The sequence below is a fragment of the Crocosphaera sp. genome, assembly GCF_030064895.1.
GTDB lineage: Bacteria > Cyanobacteriota > Cyanobacteriia > Cyanobacteriales > Microcystaceae > Crocosphaera.
The window spans coordinates 1-22,718 of record NZ_JASJEB010000004.1 but is presented as its reverse complement, the minus strand read 5'-3'; the positions used below and the strand labels follow the sequence as shown (position 1 = coordinate 22,718).

Genomic DNA, 22,718 nt, shown 5'->3' with positions numbered 1-22,718 from the left:
CCACACCTAACCCCTTCCAGGAGGGGAACAGGAGGGGAAGTTCCTCACTACGTAGGGCGCACTATGGCACAGAAATATAATTTATAGTTGACGATTCTAACAAGCAACTAAAATTAAGTGGAATGACACGACTAATTTTGTGCATTAAAATCCGATTTTGTTGGGTTTCATTCTTTAAACTAACCTACTACTTTTTTTATCCTTGTAAATATCATTACTTCAAAACTATGAAAAAGAATCGATTCTTCATTTTAAGTTCTCTCGCTAGTCTTTTTATTGCGTCGGTTGCCTACGGAAGTTTACCAGTTTCTTTAAAGCAAAATCCTTCTAATTTGTTGATTAGTCAAGCTTTAAATAGAGAAACAATTCAAGAAAAAGCCCAAGCTATTAGTGTTAAAGTTGAAACAGATAATAGTGCAGGTTCAGGGGTCATTATTGGCAAGGAAGGCAATACTTATACTGTACTTACTAATGCTCATGTTATTAATAGTAAAGCAGATAATACTATTATTACTAATGATGGTGAATCTTACACAGCTAAAGTTATTAGTGAAGGTAACTCATTAGAAGGTAATGATTTAGCTGTTTTAACTTTTGAATCTGTTAATAGTTATCAAGTTGCAACTTTAGCGGTTAACACTAATTTAGAGGAAAATAGTACGGTTTATTCTGTTGGTTTTCCTGAAGAAACGGAGCAATTTTATTTTACTCAAGGATCTATTAAAAAACAAGCATCTAAACCCTTTATAGGTGGCTATCAAATTGGTTATGACATTGAAGTTAAATCAGGAATGAGTGGGGGAGCATTATTAAATGAGAAAGGGGAATTAATTGGGGTAAATGGATTACTACAAAATCCTATTCTTGACGATGCTTATACTTATTTGGATGGTTCTCGACCCTACGAACAACACATAGAAAGCTATAGAGATTTAAGTTTTGCTGTTCCTATTCAAACCCTTATGGCAGTTGCTCCTAACTTAGCTTTCATTCCTAATGAGTGGAAAGTAGGGTTAAATATAGCGGAAAAAGTTGATAATATTGCTCGACAAATTACAGTTAGAATCGATAGTGATAAAGAGGTCATAGGCTCAGGGGTTATTGTTGGGAAAGAAGGGGATACTTATTATGTTTTGACTGCTTGTCATGTTGTATATGATTATAATGAAAGTGAAAATCATAACTCTTGTGAACCAGGAAAAATTAATAGTAATTATACGTTAGTTACTCCTGATGGAATACGGCATGATATCCAATCTCAAGACATTATCTTACCCAAAGGAATAGACGCAGCCATTGTTAAATTTAAGAGCAAAAATCTTTATCAACTGGCAACTATTGGTCAATATAATATTCCCATTTCTCGACGACAATGGGTATTCGTTTCAGGGTTTCCTGGTGAATTAAATGGACTGAGAAAATTTACCCCAGGTTATCGTTTTCAAAGAGAAAGAGGCTTAGCAGTTTTATTCGATCAACAGAAACTAGATATCAATATTTCTGGCTATGAATTAGTTTATAGTAACCTTACCTATAAAGGGATGAGTGGTGGTCCGGTTTTGGATACTAATGGTCATGTTATTGGTATTAATACTGGTGAAGAAGGACAACAGATTACTTTAACAGAAACTCGTCAACTGGGTTATGCTCATGGGGTTCCTGCAAGCACTTTATTGAAATTTGCTGAGGATAAAAACGTCAATACTACCTCTTTTAATATTTCTAATCAAGTTCCAACCCCTCTCAATGAAAATGAATCAAAAAGTCTGAAACAACACCCTGCTTTTGTTGTAGAAAAACCTCCCAGTAACGCATCAGAAACAGACTGGTTAAATTATGGTAATAATTTATGGCGACTCGAAAGATCAACGGAGGCTATTTCTGCTTTTAAAACAGCCATCCAACTTAATGAGAATCTAGCTGAACCTTATTATGCTTTAGGATTAGCTTATGCTCAACAGAATAAGGATGAAACTAACTTAAAAGCGATTGAAGCTTTTGAGCAAGTAATTCCCCTTACTTCTAATTGGTATTTAAAAGGAAAAGCTTGGTATCAGAAAGCTATTGTTCTCGATGAATTAGGAAAGACAAACGAAGCATTAGTTGCTATCAATGAGGGTATTAAACAGATTGAAGATGAACCAAAATTTTATCTTGAAAAAGCCAGTATTTTAGATAAACTTAAACGTTATCCTGATGCCATAAATGCCTATACTCAAGCAATAGAAATTCAGTCCTCTGGTATTGCTTACTTTCAACGAAGTTTAGTTTATGGGAAAATAGGGGAATATCAAAAAGCGTTAAATGATTGCAATCAGTCCCTTGAATTAGGGTTAATAGAAGGATACTTTTGTGAAGGACGTATTCATGATGCGTTGGGAAATTATGAACAGTCTATCAATGCTTATAATAAACTAATTGAATTTGACTCCACTGATACTGATTATTATATACTTCGTGGAGGTTTGTATCGTCTGTTAAAAAACGATCCGAAGGCCATAGCTGACTATACAAAAGCTATCGAGTTAGATCCTCAAAATGATTTACTTTATTTTGTGAGAGGCAATTACTATTTCTTGGCGAGTCAAGGTGAATTAGCAGTCAAAGATATGTCCAAAGCTATCGAAATTAAACCAGATAAAGCTCAATACTATTATGATCGTGCTAAAGTGAAAATTCATTTTTTAAAAGACTATGAAGGTGCGATGGAAGATGTGAATGAAGCCATTAAATTAAAACCAAATTATGCTTCAGCCTATTCATCAAGGGCAGAGATTCATAACGGAAATTTACTTCAGCAAATGCGAGAACTGCAATCGAATACAAACCTGACTGAACAAGAAAAATTCGAGAAAGCAGTGCCAATAATTAAGCTTTATCTCTCTCAAGCGATCGCAGACCTTGATAAAGCAATTGAAATTGCTCCTAAATATGGTGGTGCCTATTATGAAAGAGGTAATTATATGTTAATAATAGCATCAGTATCTAATAAAAAAGATCAATTAGTGCAAAACGCTTTAAAAGATTTTAATAAAGCTATTGAATTGATGAATGATCCAACTCCTGGAACCTATAAATTATGGATTGGAGAGCTTCCCGAAGATTTTGAAATGTTTTCTTCACATATATTACAAAAATTAGAAATGGATAACAATGATGGTACTCTCTATGCTTTTGTCTATAGAGATAGAGGGAACCTTCTCTTAAAAATGAATGATACTCAAGGAGCATTAGAAGACTATACAAAAGCCATTAGTCTTGACCCAGAAAATGCAGATTTGTATAAGGAGAGAAGTGAAGTTTATCGTCGATTAAATGAGCCTGAAAAAGCTAGAGAAGATGCTAATAAGGCCATTGAGTTAAGTCGTTAAAAAATCGATAATTACAAATTGGTTCAGTAGGGTGTATTACGCTCTGCTAATACACCAGGAAACCCATTTTAAGGTAGTAGTTCGTTTAGGCTATAAGGGCATTGATTTGGTACTTTTACGCCGTACTCTAAAACCACCAAACTCACAGCATCTTGATAAATTTCTTCTAATTCGGCTTCAAGTCTTGGCTTCATACTGGGTGCAATCTTGCGTTTAATCCCAATCCTGAAAGCTTGTATCTCAACCTGCCATTTTTTATAGCACTCTTCTAAAGGAACATAATCAATCTTTAAACGATGTTCAATTTGTCTCATTAATAAACTGACTACGGCATTATATTCACTACGTCCCAAGGCTTCAATCTCCTCAATAATATTTTCTAAATCTAGTGTTCCTAGATGCCTTAGTTCGCCATGAGTATCCAGAAGCTCTCGCAAAGCCTTAACTTGATCTATTGTCCATTGGTGATAATCTCTCTCATAAGTTGATTCCGGTATTGTTTGAGTCATGAGTTAAACTCCTAAGTCATAGTCTGAAATGGTGGGTTACGACTGATTGTTAGATTCCTGTCTTGACACTCCCACCGTTAAGCTCACGCTGTAACGGGGGATTCTTTGATCACTGAGGTTACTTGCTTAGACAGGATTTCTCCTGAAAAAGTAGCGGTATCCTCTCCCAAAGCGTTTAGGCTATCTTGTAGCCAAGTTCCGGTGTGACCCACCGTACTTAATCCAATTTTCAAAATATTGCGTGCAGCATTTTCGTCACGGTCTAAATGGCATCCACAAGCACAAATATGAGTCCTTGTTGAGAGAGATTTTTTAACTATTTCTCCACAGTTAGAGCATTTTTGGCTAGTGTAGTGAGGGGGTACAGCAACAGTGATTTTGCCGTGTTTTTTCCCCAAATACTCTATCCATTCTCTAAACTGATACCAGGCTGCATCGTTGATTGATTTTGCTAGACAATGATTTTTTACTAAGTTCTTTATCCTTAAATCTTCGTAGGCAATTACGTCGTTAGAGTAAATTACGCACCTTGCTAACTTCACAGCAAAGTCTTTACGTTGCCTACTTATTTTAAGGTGAGCTTTAGCTAATCGCTGTCTAGCTTTTCTTCTATTAGAAGACCCTTTCTTTTTTCTAGATAGTCTTCTTTGCAGTTTTTTAAGCTTCTTTTCTCCTTTTCTTAGGAATCTAGGGTTATCAATTTTGTCGCCATTTTGGTCAGTGTAGAAAGACTCTAAACCTACATCTAAACCAATTACACTATTAGCTGGTTCAGTGTCTATTTTTACATCAACTGACAAGATGAACTGACAATAGTACCCATTAGCCCTACGAATTAACCTTACTCGTTTGATGGACTCAATCGGGTAAAAGTTTAAGTCGTAAGTTCCTACTAGCTTGACTCTACCAATATTATTCTTATCAGTAAAAGTAATGGCTTTTCTGGTAGTTAAGTCTAACTTCCATCCCGTGGTCTTGTATTCTACAGAACGGCAGTTTTTTTTAAACGTTGGAAACCCTTTTTTACCAGGAATCTTTCGTTTACAATTGTCGTAAAATCGAGAGATAGCTGACCATGATCTTTCAGCACTAGACTGTCTAGCTTGTGAGTTTAGTTTGTCAGCAAAGTCAAAAGTATGGGCTAATACACGACAATACTTGTTGAGGTCATACTTGCCGACTTTTTGATTGTCCATCCAAAAGCGCAAACACTTATTCTGGACAAACTGAGCGGTACGTATCGCCTCATCTATAGCTGAATATTGATGCTTTTTAGCTCTAACTTTGAACTCTAGGACTAACATTTATGCCAACCTTGCAAGCCTAAATATAGTTTAACACAAAGGTTTCTTGCTTGACCAAACAGTTGCTAAAATATTGTTGCTCCGCAGTTTATATACTGGTCGAGGTTTCATCCCACCGTTAACATTCGTGTAACGGGGGTCTTCACCTCGACATTAAAGATAACAACGATTATAGCCGTCTAACCCACCCTACTGTTATGCACCGTTTAGATTCCTGGTGACGTTTTGTTCACCAAAATATTCACCAAGGAAGATAAGGAGAAATTTTCGGCACCTATTCTCACAAGTTTGGTGAATTGAATTATTCTGTTAAGTAATCAAAGATGAGGAGATAAACCCATGAAAAAACAACTATTGCGACTCAGTATTAGTGGCCTACTAACTGGATTAATTAGCGTAGGTGGATATATGGTAATTGATAGTTTTGATTTGAAGGGAAATAGTATTATTCCTTCTGCTTCGGTATCGGCAGAAACAGCAGAAGAAAAAACCCGTATTCGTGTTTATGAACAAGCGAGTCCTAGTGTGGTACTTATTCTTACTGATAAGGGAAGTATAGGAAGTGGTTTTATTGTCAGTTCTGATGGATTAGTGATAACAAATTCTCATGTGATTGAGGATAGTAATTCTCCTGTTGATATTAAGTTAGCAGATGGAACAAAAGCCGTAGCTGATATCGTAGCTTTTGAACCAAATGGCATAGATTTAGCTGCCATAAAAATTCGCAATCAAAATAATTTGCCCTTTCTTCCTTTCGCTTCTGCTAATTCAGTTAAAGTAGGTCAATCTGTTTATGCCATTGGCACTCCTTTACGTGAAGATTTTCACAATACTTTTACTTACGGAGTTGTTAGTCGTCTTCATGAAGGAGGAGGAATGATTCAACACGATGCAGCCATTAACGGTGGCAATTCTGGTGGACCATTATTAAACTCCAAGGGAGAAGTAATCGGGGTAAATACCGCATTGATTAATCACACAGGAAAGAAATTTTATATGGGCATTAGTTTAGCCTTATCGGTTAAACATTTACAACCCTTTTTAGTTGCTATTGAACAGGGAAATGCTCCAAAAATTGCTCAGCGTCCACAACAGAATAATACCCGACAATCTCAAGTACCAGAATTACCCCCAGAAGGTACTATTATAACGGCTAGTTTTAAAGCAGGAGAAAAAACTTTACCCAATAATAGTTATTATCATAGATATCAATTTTCTGGCCGTGCTGGTCAAGAAGTCATAATTGAAATGAATAGTAATCGTATTGATGGTAACTTATTTTTAGTCTTTCCTAAACAAGAAAAAATCATTGCTCAGAATGACGATATTTCCCCTAATAACTTCAATGCAAAAATTAGAGCTAGATTGCCAGAAGACGGTCAATATATAATTGTATCTAATACCTTTGAACCTGGAGAAACGGGAGATTATAAATTAATCATCAAATAAAATTTAAAGGAGGCAGGAGTTGAAAGGCAGGAGGCAGGAGGTCGGTATAGATGGGGATTTAAACCCGCATCTAACCGAAGACTGCCAAATTAAAAATTTTGGCAGGGGACTTAAACCCAATTGGGCGAGGCAAAAAGGCTTTACTACTAACTAAAATATCTCCTTCTGCCTCCTGCCCCCTGCCTCCTGCCTCGCCCGAAGGGCTGTTAATGCCGTGCAATCATCATGCTTGCTATTTGTACAGCAAGTGAGCAAGATGCTCAAATTCCTGTTAACTCATTTTAGCTGAAACAGTCTATTACTTAATATTTTGGTTTGCAGAAGTACAACGAGAATATTCTTCTTTGAGTTGTTGGGGATGGGTTAACCAATAATCATCTAACCAGCGACAACTTTGATTCAATAATGTTTGTATTTGTAGAGGCCAAACTATAACGACACCTTGATTATCCCCTGAAATAAGGTTTAATCCATCCTCAGTAAAACGAAGACTATTAATCTTTGTTTCAGACGCGTTAAGGGTGATTAAAGGTGTCCCTTCTTTATCCCATAATTTAATCACTCCTGCTGCATCTCCAGAAGCAATTATTGAACTATTAGGGTTAAAAACAACTTGATGAATGTCTTGGGTATGTCCACTCAAAGTTTTGATTTTTTCACCCTCGACTGTCCACAAATTTAAGGTTGTGTCTTTACTAGCAGATACTAAATATTGACCATCGGGACTAAAGGTTAAATCCAGGATTTCTTGCTGATGATTGTTTAAAGATTTAAGTAACTTTCCTTCCTTTGTCCATAAGTTAATTATCCCATTTTCATCCCCCGATGCAATTATGTTTTTTTGGGGATGAAAACTCAGACTTGTTATCCAACCGGGTTGAGTTGGTATAACATTAATTGAGTTTCCTTGAAAGTCTAATAATTCAATCTTTTCTTGATCAGTTCCAATCGCTATTATTTTTTCTTTGGGGTGAAAAGTAAGACTTGATATAAATGAATTTTTAGTTGAAATTTCTTTGATTAATTCTCCCTTTAATGTCCATAATTTGATGAAAAAATCATCAACAGTTGCTATTATATTTTTTTCTTGATTAATCTGCGATCACATTGATTCTTGTTGATTCAAGTTTACTTTTTGAAGAGAATTATTTGCTAAGGAAAAATAAGATATATTTCCTGTGATATCGCTGATAATAATTTGTTGATTTTTTTGATCAAAATCAAGATTAACAATAGAACCTGAGACAGTAATTGTTGGTAATCCTACCTGATTTAATTTCCAAAATTTTACCAGTTTCGAGTAACTTCCCGAGACTAAAATTTTGCCGTCGGGACTAAAATCAAAGTGAGTACCAGCGTTATTATAATTTGATAAAATAGTAGTTGAATTTTCCTCCTGTTTCCACACTTTAATTGTTTTATCTTCACTACTCGATGCAATTAATTTACCGTGAGGATTAAAGCGAATATCTGTAATTCCGTTTTGATGTTCTTCTAGTGTTTCTTTCAAAGTTCCATCCATCTCCCACAACTTTATTATCCCGTCATCACTTCCAGTTGCGATCATTTTATTATCAGGACTAAAGCTAATTTTAGTAATAAACTTTTCATGCTTTGATAATGTCTGTTTAACATTTCCATCCCTATCTAAAAGTTTAATTATTCCATCTTCGTTTCCTAGAGCAATAATACGATTATCAGGACTAATATTCAAAGTTTCTACTCCTGATGTTTGAACAGAAAATTCTTTTTTTAATGTTTTATCTAGTTTCCAAACTTCTAAAACTTGTCTTAAATTTTGAGAAGTAATAATAGCAATGATTTGACCATCAGAACTAATTTTTGCTTTTAATAAATCATTGTTATATGAAGTCAATAACTGTAATTGATCAATATTTTTATCCCAAATCATAATATTTCCTTTTGTTGTTATTATAATCAGATTGTGCGTTATCTTATCCCACTGTAATGTTTTAATTGAGTCTTCTGATTTTAAAGTAAATGTCTGAATTATTTTCCCTGATTTTGATAAGATTATCAGATCGTTATCTCCCGAAATAGCAATTAAATCTCCTTGGGGACTAAATTGAAGACTTCTTACATTTTCAATGTTTGTTTGAACTTGATTAAAAATTTTAATTTCAGTTAAAATTTTTAGTAATACTAATACAGGTGAAAAACTTTTGTATTGTTCAATAAATGACAAATTATCAACTAAATTTTCTAAGCTTTCTCCAGCTTTTATTCCTGATAATAAACCTTCTAAGGGTTGAGAATTAAATTGTTGTTCTGCATTATAACTTTGTTGTATTGTTTTGACTTGGTTTTGAAAAATGTTAGCTTTTTTACGCTGATATTGGACAAAAATAATACTACTTACAACTAAAAATAATGAAAAAATTGAAAAAATACTCCCACCTAATACTAACCGTCTTGCTTTTTTATTTGCTTGTTGCAACAGCAAATTTGCCTTAATTTTTGCTTCTTTTTCTAAGGTTTCTTGTTTAACAAAAAACTGTTGAGATGCGGTAATAAATTGATAGTCAATTGAACTTAGTTTCTGGTTATCTGACCATTTAATAACCTCATCTAATGTTTCTCCTTGTAATAAGTAATCTGAATTATAATTAGACTCAATCCAAGCATTCATTTTTGCTGCATAGGGACGTAACTTAGCTAATTTACTTTTTACCCAATCTAAATTAAAAATATATTCATAAATTGGATTATAAACTTGTAAATAGTTGTCTTTAATTCCAACAATACCAGATAATCTTAACTGCACTTGTCCTAAAGAATTATCAACTTTTATAGGAAAATAAGATGAATTAGTATTAGATAATAAAACTTCTTGATATAATCCTAATAGTTGAATCGCTTTTGTCTCATCATTTAATAAGCGATCGCGAATTGTTTTCAAATGTTCAGGTTGATCTTGAAATTCCCAATTATCTAGTATAGATTCTTTGACTAATTCATTAATATTAATACTATTAATTTTGTTTTTTTGTTGAACAATACGACATAATTTTTGAGTTAAAAAAGGTTGTCCACCTGTCCAATCTAAAATTTGTTTAAGAATAGACTCAGCACATTGTAAATCATCGGTTAATCCTGGTAATAAAGCTGCTTTAGATTCTTCAAAGGTAAAACCTGTTAACCTGACTAAATAAGTAATATTAATTTGATATATTTCTGGGTATTCAAACAATTGATCAATCTCATCTAAAGCTAAGATAATTCCTTCAGGAATCTGCTTAAGCAATATTTCTAATTGATGAGTTAATTTCAACATATTAAAGTCTTGTCTTTCACCACTATTGGGCCAAGACAGCTGTAATAAGATATAATCAAAAAAGCTCTTTAAAAATTGTTCCTGTTGTGACATTTTTTGCTTTTCGATTAAACTAAAATTCAAGTAAACTGTTTTAAAATTTTTCTTTTTACCACGAGCAAGTATTCTTTTAATCAAGGAAGTTTTTCCCATTTTCCTGGGAGCTTTAACTCGTATTAATGCCCCAGGTTCCTGAATTTCTGCATAACAACTTTCTTCAACAGAGCGAAGTTCATAGAAAGGGGAACCTAACGGTTCTGTTCCCTCAGGAAAGCGAATTTCTTGGTTAAATAATCCATATCTATCTAAAACTTTCTTACTCACTAACTCAGGTAAATATTGAGCAAATAATTCTACTAAAATAAATCGATAATCCGGTTCAATTTCCGGGGGGTAACCGAACTTTTTTCCCACATTAGTTAAGTGCTTAGTAGCTGTTGCTCGATTTGTTGCGTCCATTTTGTAAGCAATATCTAAATCTGACAACCCTGATAAAAATCCTTGTAAGGCTTGCCTCTGTTTTGAGGTAAGTTTATTGTAGTAAATTTCTTTAAATGTTTCTCGATCCATAAACTTTTGTATGATAAAAAAGATGATAAAAAACCAGGAGACAGTTAATAAGAATTATAACTGCCTCCCGGTACTCTAAATAAGATCAAACTCAGAAATAATTAACTTCCTTCTTGTTGTAATTTTTGTCCAACTCTCGGTTCAGTTCCTGCGAAAATACGCATAATATTCGTACGATGACGGAACGTAACATACACTCCAGCAATTACCCCAAATAAGCAATAGGGTAAAGGTTGATGTAAGGCAAACATGAGGATATTAACAGCAAGAACTCCAGTAATAGAACTCAAGGAAACTATACGGGATAAAGCTAACATCACTAAAAAGCTGCCTAACGTACCTAAAGCGACAATGGGGTTAAGTACCAATAACACTCCCAAACTAGAGGCCACAGACTTTCCTCCTGTAAAATTGAGAAAAATAGATTTACTATGACCAAAAATAGCAGCGATCGCGGCTAAAACAACTAACCAAGATTTCCATTGTAAAGGCAGAAGATCAGCATAAGGCAGCAAAAACCATAATTTAACCACAACAACAGCTAACATAGCCTTAACTACATCTGCTATGAAGACAAATATCGCTGCCCGTTTGCCAACTGTCCGTAAAATATTGGTGGCACCTGTAGATCCTGAACCATGTTCACGGATATCAATACCTTCAAGATAGAATGCGGTCAAGTATCCTGTGGGAATTGAACCTAGTAAATAGCCGATAAGAGTTAGTAATGCGCTAATCAAAAAAGCCATAAGTCACTAAGAAAATTAATAAAGATAACTATTCATTTGCTGTGGATCTGGTGCAAAGGCCAACCACAAGGAAAATTGTAGTAAAGAGAGACTAATTTGTTCTTCTGTTTCATCGATGATCACCAGAGGGATAAACTCATCTTCCTCTAATCTTTCTGCTTTTTGAACCAAAGCATCTGGGGACTCGAAGAGAACAACTCCTCTTTCTGGTCCAAAATCACCACGAGAAATACCTAAGCAGTCTTGCAGTCCCCGTCGCCATTCTCCTAGTCTTTCTGGGGTGTTGGCCAAAATTAGAAAACGAGTGCGATCGCCGTGTAGTTCGTTCAAGACAGAAATAACAGCAGAAGCGACTAAAATATTTTGTAAACGACTTCCCATTGACTTGATTGTACCTCTCCCTCCTTGAGAAAAGAACCATTTCTGGACTCTTTCGGCATGAATAGGTTCAAAGGTTCGACGTAACTGCCAGGGAGGACCATAGTAGTCAGGGTTTCTGCGATACTGTTCTAAAATTTCCTGAATTTTACGGGTTTGTTCCGCGAATTCTTGAGGAGCAAATTGGAGTGTTGAGTTACTTACTGAAGGAGAGTTGACTGGTTCTGATGGTTCTTCCCAACTCTGTTGAGTTGGTAAGTCTAACTGTTCGGCCGCTGCTGCGAGATCCTGTAAACTGCCCACCAGATAATCTTTAAATCCTTGTACACGGATAGCCAAGTCTTGAGAGATTCCTGCAAAAGAGGTCTTCATTTCCTCACGAATTCGGTCTCGACGACGTTCTAATTGTTCTACAGATAGTTCCAGGGTTTGTTTTTTTTGCTGAAGTTCTTTGAGTCCTTCAACAATCATTTTTTCTAAAGTTGCTTCTACTGTCTGGGTTTTTTCTGACAGTTTTTGGGCTTTGCTGACTTCTAAGGCTTCTATTTCAGCGATTAATACCTGTTTATGTTGTTTTAATTCTTCAACCTCTTGGGTAAGTTCCTCAATGGTTTTTTCTAAATTCACGGGTAATAATTTCTCATCAATGGGGGATAAATCTTGATCTGATGAGTCAACAACTGGGTTTTTTTCCCCTTCTAGATCGGGAATTTTTAGTGATTCTAATTCTTCTGTTTTCTCAATAGCAACGTCCTCTTGAGGTGTATTAGGAGTAAGGTCGATGTTAGAAGATTGGGGAACGTCTGAGGTCATAGATTTATATTTTAAGGACAGAGTTCAATATTTGAGAGTCTGGCAATTGATACCATTTTCATCAACTTAGACTAGATAATTTTATATTGTAGCGTTCAAAGGGCGTTGACCCCTACGGAGATGTGTAGCCGAAATTTAAGAAATTGGTATTGCTAGAAAAAATCACACTAAAATTATTAGCTTTTGCCTATTTTTCCAGAAATTTTATGGTTGAGTTGTTGCTTATTTCAACTCATTTGCTTACCTGAGTTCGATATAAGGAAATTTCGAGAAAACTGATTCAAATCAGAAGTCTCAAACCTTCATTCTCTCGTTAAAAAAATTATAACTCCGAACTCCGAACTCCGAACTCCGAACTCACGTTGCTTGTATTTTTTCAAGAGGACAAAACTGCTCTAAACAAGCCTTAAGTTCTTGGGGATCAAATATAATAGGTAAAAAATGAATACTTTTTACTTCTTTAAAATAAAATAAAATTGGGACAGGTTGCCAGAAAATTTCCCAGTTTTGCCAATCGCTGTAGGGAAAACTACGAAGACACTTATCTGAACGATACACTTCTAAAGTGGTTGAAGTAAATTTTAGGCGGATAGTAACAGTTTGTAATAGTAGGAATAAACCTAGTAATGCTACAGGAAGACTAGCCCAAGGTTGTATGATTAGGATGGCGATCGCTATCAAGACTAGGATAATAGGAATTTTATAGCTTGGGGCTAATTCTATGGTTTGTTGGTTTTGATTGAGAGGGTTTACAGAAGTCATAGTAAGGGCAATAATCTGTATTGAGTAGAACAATTATGAGACAATGGAAAAATAGATAGATTATCGACAAATTTAGCTTTTAGGATAACATCTATGTTGGAATTTATGTTTTTTTGAGAGTCAATGCTGAAGTTGTTATTTTTGTCAACCCCTGTGGGACCTTTAGGATCAGGGATCGGAGGAGGGGTTGAGTTAACTTTACTCAATTTAGCCCAAGAAATGAGTCAACGGGGACATCAAGTAACTGTTGTTGGACCAGAAGGTTCAAAGGTTGAGCATATTTCTTGTCAAGAAATTTCAGGAACTTGTCAAGAAATGATTCAAAATAATCATCGGGATACACCAATTATTTTGCCTGAAAATTCTGTTTTGGCTAATATGTGGGACTATGGGAGAAAGGTGCAAAATGATTATGATTTAATCGTTAATTTTGCTTTTGATTGGCTACCTTTTTATCTTACTCCTTTTTTTACTACTCCTATTGCTCATTTTATCAGTATGGGGTCAATGACGGATACTTTTGATGAGATGATGAACCGAGTAGCTGTTAAATATCCAAAAAATATTGGGGTTTATACTCGTTCTCAAGCTGCCACTTTTCCTTTTAATGATGCGTGTCGTATTTTAGGAAGTGGCTTAAATTTATCTTTATATAATTATTGTGAAAGCCCTGATAATTATTTAGCTTGGGTTGGAAGACTATCCCCAGAAAAAGCCTTAGAAGATGCTATAGAAGCAGCAGAAATTGTTAATATTCCTTTGAAAATTTTTGGTAAAATTACTGACGAGGAATACTGGCAAACTATTCGTAAAAAATATCCTCATGCCCCTTATCAATACGAAGGATTTTTTAATACCATAGAATTGCAGGAAAAGTTAGGCAAATGTCAGGCTTTATTAATGACTCCACGATGGATAGAAGCTTTTGGAAATGTAGCTATTGAAGCCTTAGCTTGTGGGGTTCCTGTTATTGCTTATAGTCGGGGTGGCCCTGCTGAAATTGTTCAACATGAAAAGACAGGATTTTTAGTGGAACCTGATAGTATTTCTGGGTTAGTAACTGCTATTAATAACCTGCATAAGATTGAGAGGAAACAATGTCGTCAACAAGCAGAAACGGAATATTCTCTCAAAGCATTAGGAGATCGCTTTGAAGGTTGGTTTAATGAATTATAACAGTTCTGCTACTTATGAGGGACAGGAGTTTTTACTATTAGGGAACAGGGAATAAAAACAAAACCAAGCTATCCCTCATGAGTCGGAGAAACCCTATAGTTTAAAAATAATAAAGAATGTCTACCAATCCACACGGTAATTTGTTTAAGTATTACAATATTGTTTAAGCCGAGAAGAACTCAAGACAATTTTTGTTCCTTGTCGGTGTGAGGATGTGTGTATTTCAGGTTTAAATTATGTTTACTACGAGCTATGGCTTAATTCCCAAGACCGTTGAGCAGATCAGTAAGTTCCCTTCGTACTTAAAACAGTCTTCCACTTGGTTCTGTTTTTTCCTATTAACCATTGGTTCAACTTCAGTCAGTTTGGCGCAAACTACCTCTAACCGTGAGTTACCGCCACCTCCTGTGCCTAAAATGGTCAATTCTGAATCTCCTATTAATCCAGTAACTCCTGCTACTGAAGGGAGTTCAACCCCAATTAAAGAGTACACTTTCTCTGCACCCCAAAGTGTACGTACTCAACCTTTGACTGAAGATACGGCTCCTTCTGAGATCAGAACGATCAATACCCAACCTACTCAAAATGCTAATCTTTATCGGGTTGAAGTGGCCGGTCAAAACAATTCTTTATTATCCCAAGTTAAAACTATTGAACCCATGGCTTTTATTCGCGAAAGTGAAGGGGTTATTCATGCTGGAGTTTTCCAAAATTCTAAACAAGCAGAACAACGAGTACAAGAACTAAAAAATCAAGGACTACCCGCAACAGTGGTTCCCGTTTATCAACAAACAAGAACCTCTTTATCTGTAGAAGTTAAACCTTAATAAGTGAACAGTGAACAGTTAAAAGACTGTTCACTAATGTTCTAGCATAAGTAACTGATTGTTAATTTTCTTGTCAATTTTGAGTAATCTTTTCTGTTTGAAAGTAAATAATTTTACAATGAAAGTAAAAGGGTGTGCGGAGCGGATCTTCTCAGCACAACAGTGATGTTTATGAAAGGAAATAAAGCCTTAATTAAATCTATTTTTCTGTGCTGAATACTAATGGAGGATTTGCTATGAATTACCGCAAATTATTGGTTAATCTAACTATTGGAACTTTAGTAGCTTTACCCATCGTTTTAGGTACTCCAGAAGTTGCCAAAGCGAATAGAAGAACCCTCATCATTCATAATCATACAGAAGCCAACATTACTGACTTATATGTTTCTCCTGAATGGTCAAGGTATTGGGGAAGTGATTTACTATCTTATACCTTAAAACCTGGTGATAGTATTCCTATTGATATAACTTTCCAAGAAGGTAATTGTCTATATGATATTCTTGCTAAAGATATCAATGGCAATGAAGTTCCCCCAGGAGGGTTTGGTGAATTAAACATTTGTAAAAACGATCGTTTTGCCCTCACCGATACTACTATGCGCGTTGTTCTGTGGCCTTGATCTCAAATTCCTGTAGAGACATTTACCGAAATGTCTCTACAGAAAAAGTTAGTTGTTATTCTTCTTCTCTCCAAAAAACAATTGAATTATCTAGGGGAATAATTTTTGTTCCAGGATAATAAAAAGCAAGAATTTTCTCAGGACTCCAACCTAAATTAGCTAAATTATAAGAGCCAAATTGACTTAAGCCAACCCCATGGCCAAAACCACCTCCGACAAAAGCATACCCTGTTAATACTTTTTGGCTATTGTAGATAGGATCGAGGTAAAAAAGAGTGCTTATTGGTGGACCGAAAGCACTGCGAACCTCATTCTTTTGTAATGTAATTGTTCCTTGATCTGTTTGCACAATCATGGTTAAAATACGTCCAGAATCAGAACGTTCTGTGACTTCAATCGAGCGAATACTTTTGATGTCTTTTAGTGGATGTTTTCGTCTTTCTAGATATTTCTTTAAATCTTTAGTTAAACTTACTAGAGTAGCTTTACGGTTCCAACGGAAAACACGGCGGCCACTTTCATTAAATCCTTGTTTTAAACGAATAAAATTCCGAAAAGTTTCCTCCTCAGCTAAAGATTTTTGAGAGAGATCCCAAACAGTTTTAGGAGAGTCAATCACTGCTCGTAGATAAGGTCTTTCTTCCCCATTCCAAGCATCACTAAAACTTGCTGTAACACCCCCAGTAGTAGAAGAATAAAGAGCATCTACCAACTCATTATTATAGGTTAAAACTAATCCTTTGGTGGCTGCGATCGCTCGATCAGCTTTGGGACTGGTTCCACTCAATCCATAATAAACTTGACAATGAGTACTTGCACATAATTCGTAATTATCTGCTTTAAAACGGCGTAAATTACGCAAAGCATAGGTACGGGCAATAATTGTTTGCGCTTTGGCTGCATTTTTCGGTGCTTGGGGACCTATTTCGTGGGGAACGACTCCTCTCAAATAGGTTTCTAAGGGGACATCATTGACTAAAGTATAAGTCCCGTAAGAGTTTGGTTGTAGCTTTAAACTGCCTCCATAACGCCGTGTTTTTTGTTGAGAATGACTCACCTGTATGGGATTTTTTCCTGGAATAATCTCTAAATAATCACTTTGATATTGTTTGCCCGCAATAGTAAAAGTTGCTTGAGATTTAGAATTTAAAATAGCCGATTCTAAATAAGCATCATTATAACCTTTTTCTTGAAGATTTTTTAATAATAAACGGCGTAATAAAGGAGTTTCATAAACATCTCTTTTAGCCCATACTTGCCATCTTCCAGGTTGGGTTACTTCTGCTTTTATACCTTTATCTTTCCATTGGTTTGCGCTATCTTCTGCTGTTTCAAAGGTTGCATGATCGCTCAAAACAATGTACTCTTTTAGCATTGATTGGGGTAAAGATTCTTCAACAATATTTAGAGTTAGTTGAGTTGTGGTTAAGGTTTTGGTTTGTCCCTGACTATCTTTAAAGGTAACGGTTAAACTGTCCCCACTCGTCGCACTAATAGTCAGTTTTTCTGCTTCTTTCTCCCCGAATCTTTGTATGATACCCACTTCGATATCAACATCTTTGGCCGCACTTGGTACACCTAAGATTCCTCCCCAGATAAGCGGAAGGGAAAACAGGGTTAAGAACAAGTGTTTACCCTTAATGGGTTGAGTCGTCTTAGTCATCAGCATATCTCAGTATATTGTTTTTTCGCATTATAGACCCCATGAGCGATGATTGAGGGTCGTTATGTTAAGATTTTTCTATTCTTTGTCTCTGTCCTATTTGTCGCCCTAATAGTTCCCTATTTCATAATTTATTTAGAAACTTTTCAGTAAGGTCAAAGTCTGAAAAGATAGCTATCCAAGTTAAGAAACACGCTATAATTGAAACTAAATTGACTGTACAAATTTTAATCAGGGGAATCTAATGACACCTATTATTGTTGATAAAATGACTAATGAAGAAGTTACTTCAATAACAATTAAAGAAGCTCAAAATCATTTAAGCGAAATAATAGCGCAAATTCAAACTGACGATATTCCTGTTATAATTACCCATAAAGGAGAAGAAAAAGCAGTCATAATTTCTCTAGAAGCTTTTGCTTTTTTAGAAAGAATTATTGCTGAAAAAGAAGATGAAATAGACAGAAAAGCATTACACAAAGCAAAGCAAGATTTAGAGCCTACAACTTCATTAGATGAGTTAAAAAAAGAATTAAAATAATGAATTATCAGGTTGAGTTGAAATCATCAGCTAAACGACAGTTTAAAAAACTTTCGGCTGATATTCAAACAATAATTATAGGAAAACTTGAGCAATTAAAGGTTAATCCTCGTCCTCGTCAGTGCAAAAAAATCGTAGGAGAAGAGAATACTTATGGAATTCGTGTAAAAGATTATCGAATTATCTATGAAGTTTTTGATTAGAGATTAGTTGTTATGGTAATCCGCATTGGTCACAGAAGAGAAGTTTATCGGAAGTAGAAGAAAAAAAGCGTCTTTGATATAATTATAGATTGGACGTTTAAAATATGCTTAATAACCATGACCTCAACCCCACGCCGTTACCATATCACTACCTTTGGCTGTCAGATGAATAAAGCTGACTCAGAACGCATGGCCGGTATTTTGGAAGATATGGGGTTTAAATGGTCTCAAGACCCCAATGGGGCTGATTTAATCCTTTATAATACCTGTACCATCCGAGATAATGCCGAACAAAAGGTTTATTCTTACTTGGGAAGACAGGCTAAACGTAAACACGAAAACCCTGATTTAACTTTAGTAGTAGCTGGATGTGTAGCGCAACAGGAAGGGGAGAAAATCTTAAGACGGGTTCCAGAATTAGATTTAGTGATGGGACCGCAACACGCTAACCGCTTAGAAGATTTATTAACCCAGGTATTTGATGGCAATCAGGTGGTGGCGACTGAACCTATTCATATCGTAGAAGATATTACCAAACCCCGTCGAGATAGTACGGTCACCGCTTGGGTGAATATTATTTATGGTTGCAATGAAAGGTGTAGTTATTGTGTGGTTCCTAATGTTAGAGGTGTGGAACAATCTCGTACTCCTGAAGCTATTTATGCAGAAATGGAACTATTAGGAAAACAAGGGTACAAAGAAATTACTTTATTAGGACAAAATATTGATGCTTATGGGCGAGATTTACCAGGGGTTACTCCAAGTGGAAGACATCAACATACGTTGACTGATTTGTTATACCAAGTACATGATATTTCCGGTATAGAAAGACTAAGATTTGCTACCAGTCATCCCCGTTATTTTACCGAGAGATTAATTAAAGCTTGTGACGAATTACCCAAAGTTTGTGAACATTTTCATATTCCTTTTCAATCAGGAGATAATGAGGTTTTAAAAGCGATGAAACGGGGTTATACTCACCAAAAATATCGGAGAATTATCGATAAAATTCGTGAATATATGCCCGATGCTTCTATTAGTGCAGATGCGATTGTGGGCTTTCCTGGGGAAACAGAAGAACAGTTTGAAAACACTTTACAATTAGTTGATGATATTGGTTTTGATCAACTAAATACTGCTGCTTATTCCCCTCGTCCTGGAACCCCTGCAGCCCTTTGGGAGCAACAATTAAGCGAAGAAGTGAAAAGTGATCGCTTACAAAGATTAAACCATTTAGTGGCACAAAAGGCGGCACAACGTTCCCAAAGATATTTAGGGAGAATAGAAGAGGTATTAGTGGAAGATCAAAACCCTAAAGATAAGAGTCAAGTTATGGGAAGAACTCAAGGCAATCGTTTAACCTTTTTTAAGGGAAATATAGATGAATTAAAAGGACAATTAATCAAGGTAGAAATCACAGAGGTTCGTGCTTTTAGTTTGACAGGAGAAGCCATTTTTTAATAAGGTAAATGCTCTTAAGCAAGATAATCTGTATAAATTTCCTAACCTAATCAACTCTGATGGAATCTTAAGCTAATACTCAGTTAGTTGTTCAATGGTTGAAATACTCTATATAAATACGTTTGAGCCACTTTTGATGTTTAATTCCTTAACTTCTGATTTAACTCCTTAAACTTGGGTTGTATCTTTGAGAGATAAGTTTGATAATAGAAGTGGTTAGGGAACAACAGTGGAGCAGTTAGTTTAGCTGCTGAAAGTAAAATCCTTAAAAGTTGGTCGTCTAAATCTTGGCGAACTTGGGAATTAAGTCGGATTACCCGAAAGTAAAATGACTATTCCATTGGATTAATCTTGCAGTCAGTGCTAACTGTTTTTTCCTTATTTGATTGATTATCTTTATATTAGTTTTCAACAATTTTGAGACACAGTAGTTTTAGCATCCTCCTCACTATGTTAATAATAATACTTGCTCACGATGCTAACAATAACTATAATTTTGATGATATAAAGTGTCTCGTTGTTGATAGGGACGCTTAAGAGAAGCGATCGCTTCTTGTAGGGTTTCTACCTCCATACAAGTTCCTCCCATTGCTCCTGCCATCGTGGTAATATGCTCTTCCATGAGGGTTCCACCAAGATCATTACATCCCCATCTTAAGGCTTCTTTTGCACCGTCTAAGCCTAATTTCACCCAACTGGGTTGATGGTTAGGTATCCATTTTCCTAAGAAGATTCGAGACACTGCAGTTAATAATAAACTATCTTTTAAACTGGGTTGCTCTCGTTTGACACGCTTTCTTAGGGGTAAAGGGGCATCTTTTCCCACAAAAGGTAAGATTATAAATTCTGTTATTCTGGCTGGATAATTCTTTTCTATGGCAATTTTTTGTAACTGTCTTAATTTACTTAAATGCTGTATTTGTTGTTGGACAGTTTCAATATGTCCAGATAATAGGGTACTGGTGGTATATAAACCTAAAGAATGGGCTAAACTAATAATTTCTAACCAGGTTTGGCTATTGATTTTTTCAGGACAAATAATCTGTCTTACTTTATCATCTAAGACTTCGGCTGCTGTACCTGGCATTGATCCTAAACCAGCGTTTTTCAAAGTCATAATTACCTCAGCATAACTAATTTTATCTTCCCTGGCAATAAATTGAATTTCTTGGGGAGAAAAAGCGTGTAAATGGAGGTTAGGAAATGTTTGTTTGAGACTAATAATTAATTGTTGATAATATTGTAAACAACTTCCTTTTATTTTAGCTTCTGGGTTTAAACCTCCCTGCATACAAATTTCTGTTGCCCCTCGTTTTACAGCATCTGTCGCTTTTTGGATAATTTGCTCTGTATTTAACCAAAATGCCCCATCATCCCCTGCATCTCGTCTAAAGGCACAAAAGTTACAATGTTGTTCACAAATGTTGGTAAAGTTTATATTACGATTGATAATATATGTTACCGTGTTTCCTACTTGCTTTTGACGGAGTTTATCGGCGGTTTGACGAATGGCATTAATTGTGCTTTCATCAGTTTGAGATAGAAGAGTAACTGCATCGGTTTCTGATAGTTCCCTATCATTTTCTACATCTTCTAAAATATTTTCTATTGTTTTTATTCGATTAACCATAGGAGGAGAAAAAATTTTAAATAAATACCCATTTTCCGTCTATTATAACAAATGTTTGCTTATTTTCAACAGGTTAATTAATTGATGAACATTTCGACAAAAACTATTAATATCATTCTTTTAGTTGCGATCGCTTGTGGTGTCATTCTCAGAATTGTCAATTTGGGTAGTAGAGAATTTTGGTATGATGAGGTCTTATCTTTACTTCTTGTCACTGGACAAAAAGTACAATATCAAAACCCTCAAGATGTACCAGTTATTTTAGCCAATTATAATAGTTTATTAAATCTTCCTCTTGAAAGTAGCTTGTCTGATATTTTAACAACTTTTGAGAGTTTTCTTAAAGGTTTAGTTACTGAACCTCATCCTTTTCTTTTCTTTTTAGAACAGCATTTTTGGTTAAGAATTTGGGGTAATTCTGAAGCAGCAATGCGCAGTATTATTGTGTTATTTAGTTTGGGTTCTATGGGCTGTGCTTATAGTTTAGGAAGAAGATTATTAGGATTTCAAGGGGGTTTATTATTTGCTGCAATTTTAGGATTAAATCCTTATTATCTATTTCATTCTTTAAACATCAGGATGTATTGTTCATTAGTCTTTTGGGTTTTATTAAGTAGTTTGTGTTTACTAGAATTAATAACTATAAATACCTCAGAAAAAGACAATCTTTCTTCTAAAAAAATCAACATTTTCTGGACAATTTTGTTAGTTTTTTCCGCAGCATCAGGGTTAATGACATTTTACTACTTTGCTGTTTTATTTTTAGTATTTGCTGTCTTAGTGTTATGGTTAGATCGACGAAAATGGTGGCAATATGCGCTGTATTTAATCACTAGCATTATTCTTACTATTCCTTGGGTTTGGTGGGGAACGAGACAACAATTAAGTAATGCTGACTTAGGGCGTTTTGCCAGTAAAGGCGGTTTGGTAAATGCTATGACTAGACATTTAAAAGAATTTCTTGATGTGTTAGGAATTCATTTATTAGTTGGTGATTGGTCGAGTATTTTTCCTAGTTATGTGGTGACAATTGCTGGATTATTTGTTTTTCTTGGTTTAATTTATTGTATATGGCAACTATATAAAAATAATCAAAAAAAATTACTAATTATTAGCTTATTATTGGGGTTATTCCCTTTATTATTAATGTTAATTTTAGATATTATTACCAAAAAATTTACTTTAGCATTTGGGTTTGGCCGTTCTGTTATATTTGTCTTACCTGGCTGTTTATTATTATTAGTTACTTGGGTAGAAAAAGGAGGTATAAAATTTAAGAATATTGCTATTTTAAGTCTCTTGCTATTATATTTAGGAATTAATGTTGCTGATTTTAGTTTACGTTCTCGTCAGATGTT

The 22,718-nt window shown here is 35.1% G+C and carries 18 protein-coding genes; 9 read left to right on the top strand and 9 right to left on the bottom strand.

Annotated features, from left to right (window positions below; translation table 11 throughout):
• Positions 1–227 precede the first annotated feature (227 nt).
• Positions 228–3,371, top strand: a complete 3,144-nt coding sequence (locus QNJ66_RS01640; protein ID WP_300502410.1) for a serine protease — start codon at positions 228–230, stop codon at positions 3,369–3,371.
• Positions 3,372–3,439: 68 nt separating this feature from the next.
• On the opposite strand, the gene QNJ66_RS01635 is transcribed toward QNJ66_RS01640, so the two are convergent.
• Both QNJ66_RS01635 and QNJ66_RS01630 read right to left on the bottom strand, forming a co-directional pair.
• Positions 3,440–3,880 carry a DUF29 domain-containing protein gene (locus tag QNJ66_RS01635; RefSeq protein WP_300502408.1) on the bottom strand — a complete coding sequence of 147 codons (441 nt, stop codon included), beginning with the start codon at positions 3,878–3,880 and terminating at the stop codon, positions 3,440–3,442.
• Between the two features lie 83 nt (positions 3,881–3,963).
• Complete coding sequence (locus QNJ66_RS01630) at positions 3,964–5,184, bottom strand: transposase (RefSeq protein ID WP_300502406.1); 1,221 nt, start codon at positions 5,182–5,184, stop codon at positions 3,964–3,966.
• A gap of 339 nt (positions 5,185–5,523) precedes the next feature.
• Between QNJ66_RS01630 and QNJ66_RS01625 the strand changes: the two genes are divergently transcribed.
• Positions 5,524–6,633 (top strand): trypsin-like peptidase domain-containing protein, encoded by a 1,110-nt coding sequence (locus tag QNJ66_RS01625; RefSeq protein WP_300502404.1) that lies wholly within the window; start codon positions 5,524–5,526, stop codon positions 6,631–6,633.
• 298 nt (positions 6,634–6,931) lie between these two features.
• On the opposite strand, the gene QNJ66_RS26145 is transcribed toward QNJ66_RS01625, so the two are convergent.
• From QNJ66_RS26145 to QNJ66_RS01600, 5 genes are all read right to left on the bottom strand, one after another.
• Positions 6,932–7,654 carry a hypothetical protein gene (locus QNJ66_RS26145; protein WP_366146269.1) on the bottom strand — a complete coding sequence of 241 codons (723 nt, stop codon included), beginning with the start codon at positions 7,652–7,654 and terminating at the stop codon, positions 6,932–6,934.
• Between the two features lie 81 nt (positions 7,655–7,735).
• Entirely contained in the window at positions 7,736–10,537 is a 2,802-nt protein-coding gene (locus QNJ66_RS01615; protein WP_300502400.1) for an AAA-like domain-containing protein, read from the bottom strand.
• A 101-nt stretch (positions 10,538–10,638) separates the two neighbouring features.
• Complete coding sequence (gene plsY / locus QNJ66_RS01610; protein WP_300502398.1) at positions 10,639–11,286, bottom strand: glycerol-3-phosphate 1-O-acyltransferase PlsY; 648 nt, start codon at positions 11,284–11,286, stop codon at positions 10,639–10,641.
• 15 nt (positions 11,287–11,301) lie between these two features.
• Positions 11,302–12,477: a DUF3086 domain-containing protein gene (locus QNJ66_RS01605; RefSeq protein WP_300502396.1), complete on the bottom strand. Its 1,176-nt coding sequence runs from the start codon at positions 12,475–12,477 to the stop codon at positions 11,302–11,304.
• Between the two features lie 357 nt (positions 12,478–12,834).
• Positions 12,835–13,239: a DUF3119 family protein gene (locus tag QNJ66_RS01600; protein WP_300502394.1), complete on the bottom strand. Its 405-nt coding sequence runs from the start codon at positions 13,237–13,239 to the stop codon at positions 12,835–12,837.
• Between the two features lie 123 nt (positions 13,240–13,362).
• On the opposite strand from QNJ66_RS01600, the gene QNJ66_RS01595 reads away from it, so the two are divergent.
• From QNJ66_RS01595 to QNJ66_RS01585, 3 genes are all read left to right on the top strand, one after another.
• Positions 13,363–14,415 carry a glycosyltransferase family 4 protein gene (locus QNJ66_RS01595; protein WP_300502392.1) on the top strand — a complete coding sequence of 351 codons (1,053 nt, stop codon included), beginning with the start codon at positions 13,363–13,365 and terminating at the stop codon, positions 14,413–14,415.
• 236 nt (positions 14,416–14,651) lie between these two features.
• Positions 14,652–15,242, top strand: coding sequence for a hypothetical protein (locus QNJ66_RS01590; RefSeq protein ID WP_300502390.1), 591 nt, complete (start codon positions 14,652–14,654; stop codon positions 15,240–15,242).
• Between the two features lie 236 nt (positions 15,243–15,478).
• The gene (locus QNJ66_RS01585; RefSeq protein WP_300502388.1) at positions 15,479–15,862 is read left to right on the top strand and encodes a hypothetical protein; all 384 of its coding nucleotides are present in this window, start codon (positions 15,479–15,481) and stop codon (positions 15,860–15,862) included.
• Between the two features lie 55 nt (positions 15,863–15,917).
• Here QNJ66_RS01585 and QNJ66_RS01580 read toward each other — a convergent pair whose 3' ends face one another.
• Complete coding sequence (locus tag QNJ66_RS01580; protein WP_300502386.1) at positions 15,918–17,531, bottom strand: SpoIID/LytB domain-containing protein; 1,614 nt, start codon at positions 17,529–17,531, stop codon at positions 15,918–15,920.
• A gap of 238 nt (positions 17,532–17,769) precedes the next feature.
• Between QNJ66_RS01580 and QNJ66_RS01575 the strand changes: the two genes are divergently transcribed.
• The 3 genes from QNJ66_RS01575 to miaB all read left to right on the top strand — a co-directional run bounded on the left by QNJ66_RS01575 (position 17,770) and on the right by miaB (position 19,730).
• A complete protein-coding gene (locus QNJ66_RS01575; protein ID WP_300502384.1) occupies positions 17,770–18,066 on the top strand; it encodes a type II toxin-antitoxin system Phd/YefM family antitoxin in 297 nt (98 codons plus the stop codon).
• Positions 18,066–18,269: a type II toxin-antitoxin system RelE/ParE family toxin gene (locus QNJ66_RS01570; RefSeq protein WP_300502382.1), complete on the top strand. Its 204-nt coding sequence runs from the start codon at positions 18,066–18,068 to the stop codon at positions 18,267–18,269. Before QNJ66_RS01575 ends, QNJ66_RS01570 begins: the two co-directional genes overlap by 1 nt.
• A gap of 111 nt (positions 18,270–18,380) precedes the next feature.
• Positions 18,381–19,730 (top strand): tRNA (N6-isopentenyl adenosine(37)-C2)-methylthiotransferase MiaB, encoded by a 1,350-nt coding sequence (miaB, locus tag QNJ66_RS01565; protein ID WP_300502544.1) that lies wholly within the window; start codon positions 18,381–18,383, stop codon positions 19,728–19,730.
• A 478-nt stretch (positions 19,731–20,208) separates the two neighbouring features.
• On the opposite strand, the gene cofH is transcribed toward miaB, so the two are convergent.
• Positions 20,209–21,360, bottom strand: coding sequence for a 7,8-didemethyl-8-hydroxy-5-deazariboflavin synthase subunit CofH (gene cofH / locus QNJ66_RS01560; protein ID WP_300502380.1), 1,152 nt, complete (start codon positions 21,358–21,360; stop codon positions 20,209–20,211).
• 84 nt (positions 21,361–21,444) lie between these two features.
• Between cofH and QNJ66_RS01555 the strand changes: the two genes are divergently transcribed.
• A partial coding sequence (locus QNJ66_RS01555; protein WP_300502378.1) for a glycosyltransferase family 39 protein occupies positions 21,445–22,718 on the top strand: 1,274 nt, incomplete at its 3' end.